The following is a 16,868-nucleotide window of genomic DNA, read 5'->3' as shown; positions in this document are numbered from 1 at the left end:
GCGGTTCTGTTAGGCGCTCTTAGCATTCGCGTCGCGCCCGCGGCCCTGGCAGGGCGGCCGGGCTCGCCCCCTCCCGCAGGCGCGACGGCCGGACGGGCGCCGGCCCGCGTCGGCGGGCCGCGCGGATGGACGGGCGGAGAGGGTGAAGGTGGGAGGCCGGGGCGGATCGCGCGGACGTCGGGCCCGCGCCGGACGGCGGAAAGCTCAGGCCGACAGGGCGAGGCGCCAGAGGGGCGCGGCCGGGCAGACGACGAGGCCGGAGGCGGCCAGGGCCAGCCCGTAGGGCACGCCCTCCCGGGTGTCGTGCAGCTTGAGCGCGAAGGGCCAGGCGGCGGCGAAGCCCGGCAGCGGGTGGCGGCGCAGGCCGAGCACCGCAAGGGTCAGCAGGCCGCCGAACAGCGAGGCGACCGTGAGGTAGTCGAGAAGGGACCCGAATCCGAGCCAGAGCGCGGTCGCGGCCGCCAGCTTGGCGTCGCCGCCGCCGATCTTGCCGGTGCAGAACAGCCCGAAGCCGACCGCCAGGGTCGCGCCGAACGCGCCGGCATGGTCCGCGAGCTCGGCCCAGCCGAGGCCCGAGACCAGGGCGACGACGACGAAACCCGCGACGAGCGCGGCGCTCACGCGGTTGGGGATCGTCATCGTCAGGAGGTCGCTGGCGGCCGCGTAGGCCATCAGGAACGGAAATACGGCGAGGAGGCAGAGGCTGGCCATGCGGGCTCGCGACGTCGAACGGGGAGCGCGGCGACAGGGGCGGCCGGCCCCTGCCGGAGCCGCCGCCCTTGGTCGCCTTCGCCGTGGGGCTCGCCGGAAAGCCGGGCCGACGACCGGATCGTCGTCTCGCACCGGCGCAGGACGCGCCGACCCACGCGCGCAGGTCGGCTCACGTCGTCTTACTTGAGGTTGCCGGCGATCGAGTTGAACTGAGCGCCCAGGTTCTGGCCGACCGTGCGCGCCGCAACGATCACCGCCAGGGCGATCAGGGTGGCGATCAGGCCGTACTCGATCGCGGTCGCGCCGGACTCGTCGCTGACGAAACGCTTCAGCTTGGTGATCATAACTCTGTTCCCGCCTCAATAGTCTCGGTTAGTCCGTCGACAATCGACTGGCGCCGATCGGGACCGACCTCAACCTAGGCCGGACCACGTTGAGGTTGAGTTAAAACGATCGCGCATCCGCGCCCGCCGCGGCGAAATTCCGGCCGTGGTTAACGAAGGCCCGACCGGCCCCGCGACGGGCCTGACCCAGGGGCGGGCGCACGGGCCGGGACGGGCTTAGCGGTTTCTCAACCGTCCGGCGCTTGACTGTCGCGGACACGAGACGACGCCGCGCCCGAAAGATCAGAACGCCGATGACCCCGCCCCGCCGTCAGAGCCTCGTGCCGAATCCCCTGCGCGCCGTCCGCCGCGCCGTCAGCCCTCTGGCCCTGGCGCTGCTGCTCGTCCCCGCCGCCGGCGCGCGGGCGGATGACGGGGCCTCCGTCACCGTCATGGTCGACAACGCCAAGGTGATCCGCCTGCCCGAGCGCACCGCGACCGTGATCGTCGGCAATCCGATCATCGCCGACGTCTCGCTGCAGCGGAACGGCATCGTGGTCCTGACCGGCAAGAGCTTCGGCAGCACCAACCTGATCGCGCTCGACGCCGCCGGCACCATGCTGGCCGAATCGGCGATCAGCGTGCGGGCCGGCAGCCCCTCGGTGGTCACGGTGCAGCGCGGGCTCGAGCGCGAATCCTATTCCTGCACGCCGGCCTGCCAGCCGGCGGTGCAACTCGGCGACGCGCAGCGCTATTTCTCGGAAGTGAGCGGGCAGACCGGGCAGCGCAACTCCCTGGCGACCGCCGGCGCCGCCGCCGCCGCAGGGGGCGGGCCGTCCGCGATGCGGTGAGGCTCGGGGATCGGCGCAACGGATCCGAAACCTCCGCTTCGTATCCCGTCCACGTCCGCCCCGCCTGGATCCCCCGGATCGCGCCATGCTCCCTCGTCGCCCGCTCGATGCCGCTGGACCGCCGGCCGCGACGACGCGCGGTCCGCTCGCCGGCTTCGCCGCGGCACGGGACGGGGCGACCGCGGTGGAATTCGCGCTGATCGCGATGCCGTTCCTGTGCCTCGTGGCGGCGATCGTCGAGACCGCGCTGGCGTTCTTCGCCGGCCAGGTGCTCGACAACGCGGTCTCGAGCGCGGCGCGCCAGCTCTATACCGGCCAGTTCCAGACCGCCCGCGCCTCGGACCCGGCCCCGCCCTCCGGCACGACCTCGCAGCAGGTCGCGCTGCAGAAGTTCAAGGACGCGATCTGCAACGGCCGGGTCACGATCTTCTCCTGCAGCGACGTCAAGATCGACGTGCTGACGATGGCCGACACCACCGACTACACGCCGGCGAGCCCGATCGACGCCAGCAAGAAGGCGTGGCGGCTCACGCCGACCGCCTTCGGCACGCAGTACCAGAACCCGTCCTCGAACCAGATCGTCATCGTCCAGGCGGCGGTGGAGTTTCCGGTCTTCTTCAGCTTCCTGAATCCCAACACCCTGGCGAACGGCAAGCGGGTGCTGCAGAGCACCGTGGCCTTCCGCACGGAGCCCTACCAATGAGCGCGCGCCAGAGCCCGCGCCGTCCCGGCCCGCGCCTCCCGGAAACGATCCTGCCCGCGCTCGCGCGCTTCCGGCACGCCCGGGGCGGCCTCGCGGCGATCGAGTTCGCGATGGTGCTGCCGCTCCTGCTGCTGCTCTATCTCGGCACCACCGACCTCGCCGGCTACGTCAGCAACTACCGCAAGGTGACGCTGGCGGCCCGCACCGTCGCCGATCTCGTGGCGCGGGAGGCCGGCGACGTGCCCTCGGCCCAGTTCGCCACCATCGTGAAGGCCGGGCGGGCGGTGCTGGCGCCCTACGACGGCGCCACGGCGCGGATCGCCGCCAAGGCGATCGGCGTCTACGATACGAGCGGGCGCGCCCGGGTCTGCTCCTACGCGGTGGATGCCGGCAATGCCGGCGTCGCCGCCCCCACCGCGGCGACCGCCGTGCCGCCGGTGCCGGACGCATTCAAGAAGGCGGGCGTGCGCTACGTCGTCGTCGAGCTGACGATGACCTACAAGCCGCTGTTCGGCGCGCAGCTCGCCACCCGATTCAACCTCAGCACGATGACCGAGACGGTGGTCTGGCCGGTGCGCAACGGCAAGGTCTACAACGTCTCGGTGACCTCGCTGCCGGAGATCGTGCTGCCGACCGTGGTGAACGCCAGCAACGGCGGCGCCTGCCCGAGCAGCTGAGCCGGGGACGGCGGCGCGCCCGACCCCGCAAGGGATCGCCCCCCGGCAAGATCCCGCAGGGATCACACCTGCATGACCCCGCAGGGATCATACCTGCATGAACCCCGCGGGGATCACCCCCGCAGGATCATCCGCCCGGCGGCGACCTCGAAGCCGCGCAGGCGGCGCAGGAACGACATGCCGAGCAGGCTGGTCTCGAGCCGCCCGCGCGGCAGGACCAGCGCCTCGACGTCGCGCACCGCGATCCCGCCGATCCGCATCTCGCGCACCCGCACCGGCGCCGCCGGCACCGTGCCGTTGGCGGTGCCGACCCGCGCGGTGAAGTCGCGCTCCGCGACCCTGATCCCGATCCGCGCCGCGTCCTCGCTGGTGAAGACGCAGAGCGTGGCACCGGTATCGACCAGCATGCGCAGCACCTGGCCCTCGACCTGCGGGTGGGCCTTGAAGTGGCCGGACAGGTCCTGCGACAGGGTCACGCTGGCGGCCGAGCCCGGCACGGCCTGCGCCGCCTCGGCCGTCGGGGCGGTGCCGCCGCGGGCGAGCTTCGCGACCCGCTCGGTCATCGATCCGCCGGTGATGGCGGCGGTGCCGAGCACGCCGAGGGCCCAGAGGATCGGGCGGGTCACGGGAGGTCTCCGGGATCGGATGCGGGGTGCCCGGCAGAGTCGCGGCCGACCGGTTAAGGATCCCTCCGGCGATTGCGCGCAATCCGCGCCCATCCCGCCCCCGTCGTCCTCCCCGGCCGTCCCTCCTTGCCATCGGGGCGGGGCTCTGCTAGCAGCACCCCGCCCGCCGGACACCCTTGGAGGCCGGATTCCCGTCACGGGAACGGGCGTGGCGACGTCGGTTCACAGGGCCGTCCTCGAGGGGGCGGCCTTCGGCGTTTGAGCCATCCGCAACACCAGTTTTTAAGGATCACGCCATGAGCGCCGTGAAGCCGCTTGAGGCCGTGGCACGCGACCGGGTCGGCAAGGGGGCCGCCCGGGCCGTTCGTCGCCAGGGCCAGGTGCCGGCCGTCATCTACGGGGGCAACCAGCCGCCGCAGGCCATCGCCATCGACCTCATCCGCACCCGCACCCTGATCTACGCCGGCGGTTTCCGGACCACCGTGTTCGAGATCAGCGCCGGCGGCCGCAAGGTCCGGGCGATCCCGCGCGACTTCCAGCTCGACCCGGTCTCCGGCGTGCCGCTGCACGTCGACTTCCTGCGCGTCGTCGCCGGCCAGTCGATCGAGGTCGAGGTGCCGGTGCACTTCACCAACGAGGACGCGGCCCCGGGCATCAAGCAGAACGGCGGCACGCTCAACGTCGTCCACCACACCGTGACGGTCTCGGTCGCTCCCGAGTCGATCCCCGACGCGATCACCGTCGACCTGACCGGCAAGCACGTCGGCGACACCATCCACGTCTCGGACCTGCCGGTCCCGGCCGGCGTCTCCTTCGCGCTCGGCGGTGACGAGGTCGTCGCCACGGTCGTGCCGCCGACGGTGCTCGGCGCCGAGGTCGAGGCCGAAGAGGCCGCGGTGGCCGAGGCCGCCCGCGCCGAGTCGGCCACCGAGGCCGAGGCTGCCGAAGGGTCCGCCAAGGACGAAGAGGCCAAGGAGGACTGAGCCGGTCACGGTTCACCTCCCGCCCTTGTCGAGACGCCCCGGTCGCGAGACCCGGGGCGTTTCCCTTTTCTCGGGGAGCCTCGTTTCGCCATGCGGCTGTTCGTCGGCCTCGGCAATCCCGGGACCCGCTACGCGGGCAACCGGCACAATATCGGCTTCATGGCGCTCGACGCGATCGCGCGCCGGCACCGCGCCGCGCCGTGGCGCCGCAAGTTCCAGGGCGAGAGCACCGAGGCGGTGATCGGCACGGAGCGCGTGCTGCTCCTCAAGCCCCTGACCTTCATGAACGAATCCGGCCGGGCGGTGGCGGAGGCGCAGCGCTTCTACAAGATCCCGCTCGAGGGCGTGGTGGTGTTCCACGACGAGCTGGACCTCGCCCCCGCCAAGCTCAGGGTGAAGAAGGGCGGCGGCAATGCCGGCCATAACGGCCTGCGCTCGATCACCGCGCAATGCGGCAACGAGTACTGGCGCGCCCGCCTCGGCATCGGTCACCCGGGCGACAAGGCCCTCGTCCACGCCTACGTGCTCAACGACTTCGCCAAGGCCGAGATGCCGTGGGTCGAGGACATGTGCGACGCGATGGCCGACGCCGCGGAGCTGATGGCCTCCGGCGAGGATGCCCGCTTCCAGAACAAGGTTCACGTCGCCATGGCCGGGCGCGGCTGGGACGAGGTGAAGCGCGTCGGCGAGAAGCCGGCTTGACCCCGCCCTCTCCACACCGCAATGGCGACGCGACAGGAAAGCGGGCCGGCGGTCCAAGCAATTCGAACGGAACGATCTGATGGGCTTCAAATGCGGCATCGTCGGCCTGCCGAACGTCGGCAAGTCGACGCTCTTCAACGCGCTGACGCAGACCGCGGCGGCGCAGGCGGCCAACTACCCGTTCTGCACCATCGAGCCCAACGTGGGCGAGGTGGCGGTGCCGGATAGCCGCCTCGACGACCTCGCCCGGATCGCCTCCTCGAAGGAGATCATCCCGACCCGCCTGACCTTCGTCGACATCGCCGGCCTGGTGCGCGGCGCCTCGAAGGGGGAGGGCCTCGGCAACCAGTTCCTCGCCAACATCCGCGAGGTCGACGCCATCGCGCACGTCGTGCGCTGCTTCGAGGACGGCGACGTCACCCACGTCGAGGGCAAGGTCGACCCGATCGCCGACATCGAGACGATCGAGACCGAGCTGATGCTGGCCGACCTCGACAGCCTCGAGAAGCGCCTGACCGCCCTCGAGAAGAAGGCCAAGGGCGCCGACAAGGAGGCCAAGGAGGTCCTCGACCTCGTGCAGCGCGCCCTGCCGCTGCTGCGCGACGGCAAGCCGGCCCGCCTCGTCGAGCGCAAGGCCGAGGAGGAGCGCCTGTTCTCGCAGCTCGGCCTGATGACGGCCAAGCCCGTGCTCTACGTCTGCAACGTCGAGGAGGGCGCGGCGGATGCCGGCAACGCCCACTCGGCCGCCGTCTTCGCCCGCGCCGAGGAGGAGGGCGCCAAGGCGGTCGTCGTCTCGGCCAAGATCGAGAGCGAGATCGCGGTGCTGCCGCCGGCCGACCAGGTCGAGTACCTCGAGGCGGTCGGCCTCGCCGAGCCGGGCCTGAACCGGGTGATCCGCGCCGGCTACGAACTGCTCGGCCTCATCACCTACTTCACCGTCGGCCCCAAGGAGGCCCGGGCCTGGACCATCACGAAGGGCACCCGCGCGCCGGGCGCCGCCGGGGTGATCCACACCGACTTCGAGAAGGGCTTCATCCGCGCCGAGACCATCGCCTACGCCGATTACACGGCGCTGAAGGGCGAGGCGGGCGCCCGCGAGGCCGGCAAGCTCCGGCTCGAGGGCAAGGAGTACCTGGTGCAGGACGGCGACGTGCTGCATTTCCGCTTCGCCAACTGACGCCACCCCGGGGACCGGGATGGATCTCGTCCGGCGCCATGCCTGGGACGTGACGCCGAAGGAGGCGATCGCGCTCCAGCGCGACCTCGCCGCCGAGATCGTCGCCGACCGGCCGCTGACCCTCGACGCCGTACGGCTCGTCGCCGGCGTCGACGTCAGCGTGAAGAACGACCGCTCGCACGCGGCGATCGTGGTCGCGACCTATCCCGATTTCCGGGTGGTCGAGACCGTCACGGCGCTGATGCCGACGCCGTTTCCCTACGTGCCGGGCCTCCTCAGCTTCCGCGAGGGCCCGGTGCTGGAGGAGGCGTTCGGGCGGCTTGAGGCCGAGCCGGACGTCTTCCTGTTCGACGGCATGGGCACGGCGCATCCGCGCCGCATCGGCATCGCCAGCCATATGGGCCTGTGGCTGCAGCGCCCGACGATCGGCGTCGGCAAGACCCGGCTCTGCGGCCGCAACGCGCCGCTGTCCGAGGAGAAGGGCGCGCATCAGCCGCTGGTCGACAAGGGCGAGACCATCGGCGCGGTGGTCCGCACCCGGACGGGGAAGCACCCGCTGTTCATCTCGCCGGGCCACCTCGCCGACATCCCGACGAGCGTCGCCCTGGTGCTGGCCTGCGCGCCGAAATACCGCCTGCCGGAGCCGATCCGCCTCGCCCACAAGGCCGCGGGCGCTTTCAGTTGAGCGCTTTCGCGTAAGACCGTCGCCGTGCTAGCCCGGCGGCCCGCAACGCCGCCGGACGCCTGCCATGCCCCGCTACTGCTTCGAGGATCTCACGCCCGGCTTCACGCTCGATTTCGGGCCGCTGGAAGTCACCCGCGACGACATCGTGGGCTTTGCCCGCGAGTTCGATCCGCAGAGCTTCCACACCGACGAGGCGGCGGCGAGGGAGAGCTTCGTCGGCGGGTTGATCGCCTCGGGCTGGCATACCTGCGCGCTCGGCATGCGCCTCGTGGCCGACGGCTTCATCCTGCAATCGAGCTCGATGGGCTCGCCCGGCATCGCGGAGGTGCGCTGGCTGCGCCCGGTCCGCCCCGGCGACGCCCTGTCGATGACCATGCGGGTGACCGAGAGCCGGTCCTCCGGCAGCAAGCCCGACCGGGGCTTCGTGCGCGTCCTGCTCGAGATCGCGAACGGCGCCGGCCAGCCGGTGATGACCCAGGATTTCTGGGCGATGTTCGGCAAGGCCGGCACCCCGCCGCTGCCGCCGCGCCCGCGCCCGCCCGAGGGGCCGGCCCCCGCGGAGCTGCCCGAGGGCGAGGCGCTGCCCTCGGGCTACCTGGAGGACATGCCGCTCGACCGGACCTTCGATCTCGGCGCGCATCACTTCACCCGCGACGACATCCTGCGCTTTGCCCGCGCCTTCGACCCGCAGCCGTTCCACGTCGACGAGGCGGCGGCCGCGCGGACGCATTTCGGGGGCCTGTGCGCCTCGGGCTGGCACACGGCGGCGGCCTGGATGAAGCGGATGGTGGCGGGCCGCGACCGCGGCCGGGCGCTGGCGACCGAGCGCGGCGATCCGATCGTCGAGGGCGGTCCCTCGCCGGGCTTTCGCGACCTGCAATGGCTGAAACCCGTCTATGCCGGCGACACGATCCGCTACGACGTGACCCTGACCGAGGCCCGGCCCTCGCGCACCCGGCCGGGCTGGGGCGTGGTCAGCCACACCGCGACCGGCACCAACCAGCGCGGCGAGCCGGTGTTTCGCTTCGCGGGGGCGTGGCTGGCGCCGAGCCGGGCCGCTTAAGCCGCCGCCCGGCGCTCCGGATAGAGCCCCAGCAGCCCCTCCGGCGTCGCCTCCGCCACGCCGCGCTCGGTGATGATGCCGGTGACGAGGCGCGCCGGCGTCACGTCGAAGGCGGGGTTCGCCACCGGGCTTCCCGGCGAGACCACCGCCACGGTGGCGAAGGCGCCGTCGTCGGTGCGGCCGGTGAGGTGGGTCACCTCGCGGGCGTCGCGCTCCTCGATCGGGATGCCGGCGACCCCGTCGGTCAGCGTCCAGTCGATGGTCGAGAACGGGAGCGCGGCGTAGAACGGCACGCCGCAATCGCGGGCGGCGAGCGCCTTCAGGTAGGTGCCGATCTTGTTGCAGACGTCGCCGGTCGAGGTGGTGCGGTCCGAGCCGACGATGCAGAGATCGACTTGCCCGTGCTGCATCAGGTGCCCGCCGGCATTGTCGGCGATCACCGTATGGGGCACGCCGTGGGCGTTGAGCTCGAAGGCGGTGAGCGCCGCGCCCTGGTTGCGCGGCCGGGTCTCGTCGACCCAGACATGGACCGGTACGCCGGCATCGTGCGCGACGTAGATCGGCGCGAGCGCGGTGCCCCAATCCACCGTGGCGAGCCAGCCGGCGTTGCAGTGGGTCAGCACGTTGACCGGTCCGGTCTTCTTGCGCGCGATCGCGGCGATCAGGCCCGCGCCGTGCTCGCCGATCGCCCGGCAGCTCGCCACGTCCTCGTCGGCGATGCGGGCGGCCTCGGCGAAGGCCGCGGCCTCGCGCTCGCCCGGTTCGAGCGGCTGCAACAGGGCGGCGACCCGGTCGAGGGCCCAACGGAGGTTGATCGCGGTCGGCCGCGTCGCGGCGAGCCGCGCCCGCGCCCCGTCGAGGTTGCGGTCGGACGGATCTTCCCGCATCGCCAGCGCCAGGCCGTAGGCGGCGGTGGCGCCGATGAGCGGCGCGCCGCGCACGATCATGGTGCGGATTGCGACCGCGGCCTCCGCCTCGCTCCTCAGCGTCTTCGTCTCGAAGGCGAAGGGCAGGCGGGTCTGGTCGATGACGCGGATCCCCTCGCCATCGGGCGCGGGGAAGATGGTGCGGTAGTGGCGGCCGTCGATCTTCATGGGGGTGGGTTTAGCACGAAAGGTGGGAGTGGGGAGGCCTGTGCCCCGGCGCGATCATCGCGAGTTGGCGCGTAACCAGGCCGCAGTGTCATCCTCCCCGATCTTACCCGCAGCGATAGACAGCCAAGTCGCGACGACATCGGGCTCCGATGCGATGATGCGTAAGCCGTTCAATTGCAGGAACACGGCCGCAACCACGAAGGACACGCGCTTGTTGCCGTCGAAAAAAGGATGATTGCGGGCGATGCCGAAGGCGTAAGCAGCCCCCAGATCATGCAGATCCGCTGCCCCGTAGGCGGCTCGCTGCCGGGGGCGGGCGAGCGCCGAGTCGAGCAGGGCTTGGTCGCGCAAGCCGGGCAGACCGCCGTGTTCGGCGATCTGGTCGGCATGGATCGCCAGGACGATGTCCCGCTCGATCCAGACCGGCCCCGCCATGGCTCACTTCGCCAGTTCGCGCAGAGCGTTGCGGTACCGCTGCATGACGTCCCGCGCGGCATCCATTTGGCTCGTCCCAGACGGATCCTGTGGGGTGATCCGGTAACCGTCGGGTGTTTCCGTCAGGTGGAGCGTTGAACCTTCGGTCAGGGCGAGGCGGGCTAGAACGTCGTCCGGGAGGACGACCGCGAGGGTGTCGCCGATCGCCTTGACCTTCAGTGCAACCACGTCAACCTCCTCGGCACCGGATCCGGATAACGCCGCCGTTGGATATGTCGGTCCCTGGTAGCACCGCAAGGGATGGGGGCGGAAGCCGCCCCCATCCCCTCAGAACCGCACCGCCCGCGCCCGCTTCACCTGCGGGATCGCCTCGATCGCGTGCAGGAGATCGGGCGAGACCGCCTCGTCGATGGCGGCAAAGCAGATCGCGTCGCCGCCGGGCCGGTCGCGGCCGAGATGAAAGGTGGCGACGTTGACGCCGGCCTCGCCCATCAGCGTGCCGAAGCGGCCGATGAAGCCGGGCTGGTCGGCGTTGCGGATGTAGAGCATGTGGGGGGCCACCGCGGCTTCCAGCGCGATGCCGCGGATCTCGACGAAGCGCGGGCGGCCGTCGCCGAACACCGTGCCGGCGGCGTCGCGGGGCATGTCCTCGGCCTCGACCGTGACGTGGAGGCGCGAGGCGTAGGGGCCCTCGACCGCGGTGCGGGTCGCGGTCTCGACCTGGATGCCGCGGGAGCGCGCCACCTCGATCGCCGAGACCATGTTGACCCCTTCCAGGAACGGCCGCAGCGCGCCGGTGACGGCGGCGGCGGTGAGCGCCTTGGTGTTCAGCTCCGCCGCCTCGCCCTCGTAGACGAGGCGGATGCCGCGGATCGGCGCCTCGGTGAGCTGGCCGAGGAACGAGCCGAGCTGCTCGGCCAGCGTCACGTAGGGCCGCAGGCGAGGCGCCTCCTCGGCGGAGATCGACGGGAAGTTGACCGCGTTGCGGATCGCGCCGTGGAGCAGGTAGTCGCTCATCTGCTCGGCGACCTGGAGCGCCACGTTCTCCTGCGCCTCGGTCGTCGAGGCGCCGAGATGCGGGGTGCAGACCATGTTGGGATGGCCGAACAGCACGTTCTCCTTGGCCGGCTCCTCGGTGAACACGTCGAAGGCGGCGCCCGCGACGTGGCCCGACTCGAGGGCGGCCCGGAGCGCCACCTCGTCGACGAGGCCGCCGCGGGCGCAATTGACGATCCGCACCCCGGGCTTTACGCGCGCCAGCGCCTCGGCCGAGAGGATGTTGCGGGTCTTGTCGGTCAGCGGCACGTGCAGGGTGATGACGTCGGCCCGCCGCAGCAACTCGTCGAGCTCGACCTTCTCGACGCCGAGCGCCACCGCGCGCTCAGGGGTCAGGAACGGGTCGTAGGCGATGACCCGCATCCTGAGGCCGATGCCGCGATCGGCGACGATGGCGCCGATATTGCCGCAGCCGACGACGCCGAGGGTCTTGGCGGTCAGCTCGATGCCGAGGAAGCGGTTCTTCTCCCAGCGCCCGGCTTGGGTCGAGGCGTCGGCCTGCGGGATCTGGCGGGCGAGCGACAGCATCAGCGCGATGGCGTGCTCGGCGGTGGTCACGGCGTTGCCGTGCGGCGTGTTCATCACGATCACGCCGCGGGCGGTCGCGGCCGGTACGTCGATCGTGTCGACGCCGATGCCGGCCCGGCCGATCACCGCGAGGCGTCCGGCCCGCTCCAGGAGCGCGGCGGTGACCCGGGTGGTCGAGCGGACGGCGAGGCCGTCGTAGTCGCCGATCGCGGCGGCGAGCGCCTCCTTGTCCTTGCCGAGCTCCGGGCGGAGATCGGCCTGGATCCCGCGCTCGCGGAAGATCGCGATCGCCGCGGGGGAGAGGGTGTCGGAGATCAGGACTTTTTTGATGGGGGTGGGCATGGCGGCCTCGAACGGGGTCGCGCCATCGCCCCGCGTGAGGGAGCGGGTCGGCCGGGGGCTCGCACACGGATCACCGCGTCACACGTCTCCGCTCGCGCCGACGCCCCGGAGGACGCGCGCTTCCCCTCTCCCGTGTGGGAGAGGGGTCAGGGGTGAGGGTGCTACGGTTCCGCAAGAAGCCTAAACCGTTCCGCTGCCAGCTCGACGCTCAGCGATTCACACTGAGGCGTGTCACCCTCACCCCTACCCCTCTCCCACACGGGAGAGGGGATCCCGCGCCTACCTCGAGAGCGTTTGCGCGGCGGGAGATGTCGTTCGACGCGGCCTGCCAGGAGAACAAAGCCTCGGCCGACGCCGGCTCCCGCTCCCGCGGGGCTCCGGCGCCAAGATACGGCGATGGTGGGCGGTCAGGCCGCCTTCGTCAGGCGGGCCTTCTCCTGGGCGAAGGCCCAGTCGAGCCACGGCGTCAGGGCTTCGAGATCCGCGGCCTCGACGGTGGCGCCGCACCAGATCCGCAGGCCCGGAGGGGCGTCGCGGTACGAACCGATATCGAGGGCGACGCCCTCGCGCTCGAGCGCGGTGGCGATGCCCTTGGCCACCGCCGCCACGGCCTCGGGGCCGCGCCCGACCACGTCGGGATCGCTCACCACCAGGCACACGCTGGTGTTGGAGGCCGTCTTCGGATCCTCGGCGAGGTTGGCGATCCAGGGCGTGCGGGCGACCCAGTCGGCGATCACCCCGGCATTGCGGTCGGCCCGCGCCCGCAGGGCGGGGAGGCCGCCGAGGGATTCGGCCCAGCGCAGGGCGTCGATGTAGTCCTCGACCGCCAGCATCGAGGGCGTGTTGATGGTCTCGCCCTGGAAGATGCCCTCGATGAGCTTGCCGCCCTTGGTCATGCGGAAGATCTTCGGCATCGGCCAGGCCGGGACGTGGCTCTCGAGTCGCGCGACGGCGCGGGGCGAGAGGATCAGCATGCCGTGCGCCGCCTCGCCGCCGAGCACCTTCTGCCAGGAGAAGGTGACGACATCGAGCTTGCCCCAGTCGAGGTCCTGCGCGAAGGCCGCCGAGGTGGCGTCGCAGATCGTCAGCCCCTCGCGGTCGGCGGCGATCCAGCCGGCATCCGGCACGCGCACGCCGGACGTGGTGCCGTTCCAGGTGAAGACCACGTCGCGGGTGCGGGTGTCGACGGTGGAGAGATCGGGCAGGCGGCCATAGGGCGCCTTGATGACGCGGGCATCGAGCTTGAGCTGCTTGATCGCGTCGGTGACCCAGGTCTCGCCGAATGATTCCCAGGCCAGCATGTCGACCGGGCGGGCGCCGAGCAGCGACCACATCGCCATCTCGACGGCGCCGGTATCGGAGGCCGGCACGATGCCGATGCGGTACTCGGCCGGCACCTGCAGCACCGTGCGGGTGAGGTCGATCGCTTCCTTGAGCTTGGCCTTGCCGAGCTTCGCCCGGTGCGAGCGGCCGAGCGCCGCGTCGGAGAGGGCCTCGGGCGTCCAGCCGGGGCGCTTGGCGCAAGGTCCGGACGAGAAGAAGGGCGCGCGCGGGCGCGCCGCGGGGCGGGTCGTCGTCATGCTGTGTCCATCCTTCCAGATGGGCGCCTCTCGGTGGGGAGAGGTGTCCCGCCGACCCGGATGCGCCAGCCAAGATCCTCCGTCAAGACCCCGCGTCACCCCTGCGGCGGCGGAGCGACGCGGGCGAGGTGGGCGCGGTGCGCCGCGAGGTCGGACTGGAAGTCGGCGAGCAGGCGCCGCGCCATCTCGGCCACCCGCCCGCCGGCCGGATCAAGGCGCGAGACCAGGGCGCGCTGGCGCAGGACCCGGATCTCCGCCTCGACGACGTGGCGCCGGGCCATCTCGAGCGCCGTTTCGCCGGGCGGACCCATGACGGAGCCCTCCTGCATAGGAGCCGGGCGGGCGACGGAGAGACGGGTGGCGGGACGATCGCGCGCCGGAAGCCGGGGGAGCGGCCGGCACTATGGCACGGCGGCGCCCGCCCGGATAGGACGGGGCGCGAGGAGGAGCGGAATGGACGAGTTCGGGCGCGCCCTGGGGCTGGCGGTCGCGATGATCCTGCGGGCCGATGCCGACCTCGTCGCCATCGTTGGCCTGTCGCTGCGCGTCAGCCTGACCGCCGCCGCCCTCGGCTTCGGCTTCGGCGCCCCCCTCGGCGCGCTGCTCGCCGCGACGCGGTTTCCCGGCCGCGGCGCCCTCCTCGTCGTCGTCAACGCACTGCTCGGCCTGCCGCCGGTGGTGGTCGGGCTCGTCCTCTACCTGCTGGTCTCGCGCTCGGGCCCTCTGGGGAGCCTCGGCCTGCTGTTCACGCCGGGCGCGATGGTGATCGCGCAAGGGGCGCTCGCCCTGCCGATCGTGGCGGCGCTCTCGCACCGCACCTGCGAGGCCCTGTGGGCGGAGTACGGCGACGCCCTGCGGGTCGACGGCGTCGGGGCGGGGCACGCGGCGCTGATCCTGCTCGCGATGGCGCCGGCGCCCCTCGTCACCGCCTTCCTGGCGGCGTTCGGGCGGGCGATCGCCGAGGTCGGCGCGATCCTGATGGTGGGGGGCAACATCCGCGGCTACACCCGCACCATGACGACCAGCATCGCGCTCGAGACGAGCCGCGGCGACCTCGCTCTCGCGCTCGGCCTCGGGCTCGTTCTGGTGAGCCTGACCCTGGTGGTGAGCGCCGCCGCCTTCGGCATCAACCGGGTGGCGGCGCTCCCCAAGGGGTGAGGCAGCGGCGTGGGGGCTACTGGCTCGGCATCGTGCCGGTGGGGAAGAACAGCTGCTCGCCGTTGATCGTGAACGAGGCGATCGCCGCCCGGCCGCGCTCGGAGGTCAGCCACTCGTGCCAGACCTTGGCGTCGGCGGCATGGATCTGCGGGAACCTGGCCGGGTTCACCAGGATCGAGCCGTAGGGGTTGAACAGGGCCGGATCGCCCTGGACCAGGATCACGAGGTTCTGGCGGTTCTTGAAGCTCGCCCAGGTCGCGCGGTCGGTCAGGGTGTAGGCGTCCATCGCGGCGGCCGCGTTCAGGGTCGGGCCCATGCCCTGGCCGAGCTCGCGGTAGCTCGTGCCGATGCCGCGCGCGTCGATGCCGGCCTTCTTCCACAGCCGCAGCTCGGTGCGGTTGGTGCCGCTGTCGTCGCCGCGGCTGGCGAAGGGCGCCTTGGCGCGGGCGATGCGGGCGAGCGCCTCGGTGGCGTCGCGCCCGCCCTTGATGCCGGCCGGGTCGGCGCCCGGCCCGACGATCACGAAGTCGTTCGCCATCACGTCGCGCCGGTCGATGCCGTTGCCGTCGGCCACGAACTTGTCCTCGCCGGGCCGGTCGTGGACGAGGAGCGCGTCGGCATCGCCCTTGGCGCCGATCGCGAGCGCCTGGCCGGTGCCGACCGCGACGACGCGGACCGCGATGCCGGTCTCGCGCTGGAAGATCGGCAGCAGGTGGCCGAACAGGCCCGACTGCTCGGTGGAGGTGGTGGAGGCGAGCGTGATCGTCCGGTCCTGCGCCGCCGCGGGCCGGGCGAGGACGGGCGGGAGGGCCAGCAGGGCGAGAACGGCCGAGCGAAGGACGGCCGAGCGGCCGAGCGGGTGACCGAGGGCGAGGCGGCGCGGGATCAGGGGGATCAAGGGGCGGGCTCCGGTGGGTCCGCCCTCAGCGATACGGGCGCCCCGGCTCCGGCGCCAGGGGCAAGCGCCAACGGCGATCAGTCCGGCGTGCCGGTCCCGGCCGCCGCGAGGCTGTTGGCGATGGTGGCGAGCATGCCGGCCGCGAGGCGGGCCGTCTCCGGCTCGTGCCCGTCCGCCGCGATCCGGCGCTTGGTCTCGATCACGGTCTCCACCGCGTCGATCAGCTCGACCGCCGGGATCGTCCCGCGCTCGATGAGGGCCAGCATCAGGCTCTCGACCAGCATCAGGGCCGCCTGGCCGGCGGCGGCGTGCTCGCGGGTCATCCCGTCGCGTTCCGCTTCGCCCTCAGCGACCGGCATCGTCGCGCCCCTTCTCCTCGGCGCCGGCCGCCGCCTCGGAGGGGCCGACGAATTCCCGGCGGCCGCGCTCGGAGATGTCGAGGAGCGGGGCGGCGATCCGCACCAGGGCGTCGAGGTCGCCGATCGTCACCCGGCGCCCCCGCATGGTGACGACCCCGTCCTCGCGCAGCGCCCGCAGCACGCGGTTGACGTGCACGTTCGAGATGCCGAGATGGTCGCCGATCTGCTCCTGGGTCATCGGCAGGTCGTAGGCCAGGGCGTCGGGCGGCAGCACGCCGGCGAGGATCAGGCGGCCGCGGAAATCGATCAGCAGCATCGCCAGGCGCTCGTCGGCGCTGCCGCGGCCGAGCCCGACGACCCAGTTGTGCAGCCGGCGCTCCTCCTCGATCACCTGCCACATGCACCGGGTGGCGAGGTCGGGGTCGCGCTCGTAGGCCTCGCGCAGGGTGCGGTGGTCGACCTGCTCGACCAGCACCTCGGACAGGGCCTGGACCGCGTCCGGGCTGTGGGTGACGAACAGGCTTTTGACCGCGAACAGGTCGCCGGGCAGGAAGATCAGGATGAACTGGCTGCGCCCGTCCTCGAGGGTGCGCAGGCGGCCGACCCAGCCCTTGCGCAGGCGGAAGATCGTGGTGTTCGGGCTGTCGGGCTCCACCAGCAGGCGCCCGGCCGGGTAGAGCCTCCCCGAGCCGCCCATCACCCGGTCGAGGGCCGCCTCGCCCCGGCGCAGGGCCTCCAGGATCTCGGGCCTGTGCAGCAGGTAGCGGGCGGAATCGGACATGGGGGCGGGCGGAGTTCCGGATGATGCGGCGCGAAAGACGCCGGGAGACCGGAGCGCTGTAGGAAGGCCGGCGGCCGCAGACATTCACCTGCGTTGTCTTTCCGGCATACTCCTCCGGTGTTCCAACGCAAAGTTC

General features: G+C 72.1%; 21 protein-coding genes. 9 read left to right on the top strand and 12 right to left on the bottom strand.

Annotated elements, in window-relative coordinates; translation table 11 throughout:
• Nucleotides 1-204 precede the first annotated feature (204 nt).
• Nucleotides 205-711, bottom strand: a complete 507-nt coding sequence (locus tag A5481_RS30715) for an A24 family peptidase (protein WP_048434687.1) — start codon at nucleotides 709-711, stop codon at nucleotides 205-207.
• A 179-nt stretch (nucleotides 712-890) separates the two neighbouring features.
• Nucleotides 891-1,055 (bottom strand): Flp family type IVb pilin, encoded by a 165-nt coding sequence (locus A5481_RS30710; RefSeq protein WP_060850171.1) that lies wholly within the window; start codon nucleotides 1,053-1,055, stop codon nucleotides 891-893.
• 293 nt (nucleotides 1,056-1,348) lie between these two features.
• On the opposite strand from A5481_RS30710, the gene A5481_RS30705 reads away from it, so the two are divergent.
• The 3 genes from A5481_RS30705 to A5481_RS30695 all read left to right on the top strand — a co-directional run bounded on the left by A5481_RS30705 (nucleotide 1,349) and on the right by A5481_RS30695 (nucleotide 3,265).
• A complete protein-coding gene (locus tag A5481_RS30705) occupies nucleotides 1,349-1,885 on the top strand; it encodes a pilus assembly protein N-terminal domain-containing protein (RefSeq protein ID WP_048434688.1) in 537 nt (178 codons plus the stop codon).
• Nucleotides 1,886-1,970: 85 nt separating this feature from the next.
• Nucleotides 1,971-2,588, top strand: coding sequence for a TadE/TadG family type IV pilus assembly protein (locus A5481_RS30700; RefSeq protein WP_053082410.1), 618 nt, complete (start codon nucleotides 1,971-1,973; stop codon nucleotides 2,586-2,588).
• Complete coding sequence (locus A5481_RS30695) at nucleotides 2,585-3,265, top strand: TadE/TadG family type IV pilus assembly protein (RefSeq protein ID WP_082173186.1); 681 nt, start codon at nucleotides 2,585-2,587, stop codon at nucleotides 3,263-3,265. Before A5481_RS30700 ends, A5481_RS30695 begins: the two co-directional genes overlap by 4 nt.
• Nucleotides 3,266-3,378: 113 nt before the next feature.
• Here A5481_RS30695 and A5481_RS30690 read toward each other — a convergent pair whose 3' ends face one another.
• Nucleotides 3,379-3,891, bottom strand: a complete 513-nt coding sequence (locus tag A5481_RS30690) for a retropepsin-like aspartic protease family protein (protein WP_048434689.1) — start codon at nucleotides 3,889-3,891, stop codon at nucleotides 3,379-3,381.
• A gap of 296 nt (nucleotides 3,892-4,187) precedes the next feature.
• Between A5481_RS30690 and A5481_RS30685 the strand changes: the two genes are divergently transcribed.
• The 5 genes from A5481_RS30685 (at nucleotide 4,188) to A5481_RS30665 (ending at nucleotide 8,501) form a co-directional block, all read left to right on the top strand.
• Nucleotides 4,188-4,874, top strand: a complete 687-nt coding sequence (locus A5481_RS30685) for a 50S ribosomal protein L25/general stress protein Ctc (RefSeq protein WP_048434690.1) — start codon at nucleotides 4,188-4,190, stop codon at nucleotides 4,872-4,874.
• A 90-nt stretch (nucleotides 4,875-4,964) separates the two neighbouring features.
• A complete protein-coding gene (pth, locus tag A5481_RS30680; protein WP_048434691.1) occupies nucleotides 4,965-5,576 on the top strand; it encodes an aminoacyl-tRNA hydrolase in 612 nt (203 codons plus the stop codon).
• Between the two features lie 79 nt (nucleotides 5,577-5,655).
• Nucleotides 5,656-6,753, top strand: coding sequence for a redox-regulated ATPase YchF (gene ychF / locus A5481_RS30675; protein WP_048434692.1), 1,098 nt, complete (start codon nucleotides 5,656-5,658; stop codon nucleotides 6,751-6,753).
• A gap of 19 nt (nucleotides 6,754-6,772) precedes the next feature.
• Complete coding sequence (gene nfi, locus A5481_RS30670) at nucleotides 6,773-7,438, top strand: deoxyribonuclease V (protein WP_048434693.1); 666 nt, start codon at nucleotides 6,773-6,775, stop codon at nucleotides 7,436-7,438.
• A 64-nt stretch (nucleotides 7,439-7,502) separates the two neighbouring features.
• Nucleotides 7,503-8,501 (top strand): MaoC family dehydratase, encoded by a 999-nt coding sequence (locus A5481_RS30665; protein ID WP_048434694.1) that lies wholly within the window; start codon nucleotides 7,503-7,505, stop codon nucleotides 8,499-8,501.
• On the opposite strand, the gene mtnA is transcribed toward A5481_RS30665, so the two are convergent.
• From mtnA to A5481_RS30635, 6 genes are all read right to left on the bottom strand, one after another.
• Nucleotides 8,498-9,595, bottom strand: a complete 1,098-nt coding sequence (mtnA, locus tag A5481_RS30660) for an S-methyl-5-thioribose-1-phosphate isomerase (protein ID WP_048434695.1) — start codon at nucleotides 9,593-9,595, stop codon at nucleotides 8,498-8,500. The genes A5481_RS30665 and mtnA overlap by 4 nt on opposite strands.
• A gap of 54 nt (nucleotides 9,596-9,649) precedes the next feature.
• Nucleotides 9,650-10,030 (bottom strand): type II toxin-antitoxin system death-on-curing family toxin, encoded by a 381-nt coding sequence (locus A5481_RS30655; protein WP_048434696.1) that lies wholly within the window; start codon nucleotides 10,028-10,030, stop codon nucleotides 9,650-9,652.
• Nucleotides 10,031-10,033: 3 nt separating this feature from the next.
• Complete coding sequence (locus A5481_RS30650) at nucleotides 10,034-10,258, bottom strand: AbrB/MazE/SpoVT family DNA-binding domain-containing protein (protein ID WP_048434697.1); 225 nt, start codon at nucleotides 10,256-10,258, stop codon at nucleotides 10,034-10,036.
• Between the two features lie 99 nt (nucleotides 10,259-10,357).
• A complete protein-coding gene (serA, locus tag A5481_RS30645) occupies nucleotides 10,358-11,956 on the bottom strand; it encodes a phosphoglycerate dehydrogenase (protein ID WP_048434698.1) in 1,599 nt (532 codons plus the stop codon).
• A gap of 407 nt (nucleotides 11,957-12,363) precedes the next feature.
• Nucleotides 12,364-13,536, bottom strand: a complete 1,173-nt coding sequence (locus tag A5481_RS30640) for a phosphoserine transaminase (RefSeq protein ID WP_048434699.1) — start codon at nucleotides 13,534-13,536, stop codon at nucleotides 12,364-12,366.
• Nucleotides 13,537-13,631: 95 nt separating this feature from the next.
• The gene (locus A5481_RS30635; protein ID WP_048434700.1) at nucleotides 13,632-13,847 is read right to left on the bottom strand and encodes a hypothetical protein; all 216 of its coding nucleotides are present in this window, start codon (nucleotides 13,845-13,847) and stop codon (nucleotides 13,632-13,634) included.
• Nucleotides 13,848-13,989: 142 nt separating this feature from the next.
• On the opposite strand from A5481_RS30635, the gene A5481_RS30630 reads away from it, so the two are divergent.
• On the top strand, nucleotides 13,990-14,694 hold the full coding sequence (locus A5481_RS30630) for an ABC transporter permease (RefSeq protein WP_048434701.1): 705 nt from the start codon (nucleotides 13,990-13,992) through the stop codon (nucleotides 14,692-14,694).
• A gap of 16 nt (nucleotides 14,695-14,710) precedes the next feature.
• Here the strand turns inward: A5481_RS30630 and A5481_RS30625 are convergent, their stop codons facing one another.
• The 3 genes from A5481_RS30625 to A5481_RS30615 all read right to left on the bottom strand — a co-directional run bounded on the left by A5481_RS30625 (nucleotide 14,711) and on the right by A5481_RS30615 (nucleotide 16,732).
• Nucleotides 14,711-15,511: an ABC transporter substrate-binding protein gene (locus tag A5481_RS30625; RefSeq protein ID WP_048434704.1), complete on the bottom strand. Its 801-nt coding sequence runs from the start codon at nucleotides 15,509-15,511 to the stop codon at nucleotides 14,711-14,713.
• Between the two features lie 158 nt (nucleotides 15,512-15,669).
• Nucleotides 15,670-15,951 carry a hypothetical protein gene (locus tag A5481_RS30620; protein WP_064504495.1) on the bottom strand — a complete coding sequence of 94 codons (282 nt, stop codon included), beginning with the start codon at nucleotides 15,949-15,951 and terminating at the stop codon, nucleotides 15,670-15,672.
• Complete coding sequence (locus A5481_RS30615; protein WP_064504494.1) at nucleotides 15,938-16,732, bottom strand: Crp/Fnr family transcriptional regulator; 795 nt, start codon at nucleotides 16,730-16,732, stop codon at nucleotides 15,938-15,940. Before A5481_RS30615 ends, A5481_RS30620 begins: the two co-directional genes overlap by 14 nt.
• Between the last annotated feature and the right edge of the window lie 136 nt (nucleotides 16,733-16,868).

The organism is Methylobacterium platani (assembly GCF_001653715.1).
Classification (GTDB): Bacteria; Pseudomonadota; Alphaproteobacteria; order Rhizobiales; family Beijerinckiaceae; genus Methylobacterium; species Methylobacterium platani.
This window is presented reverse-complemented; position numbering and strand designations above follow the sequence as displayed.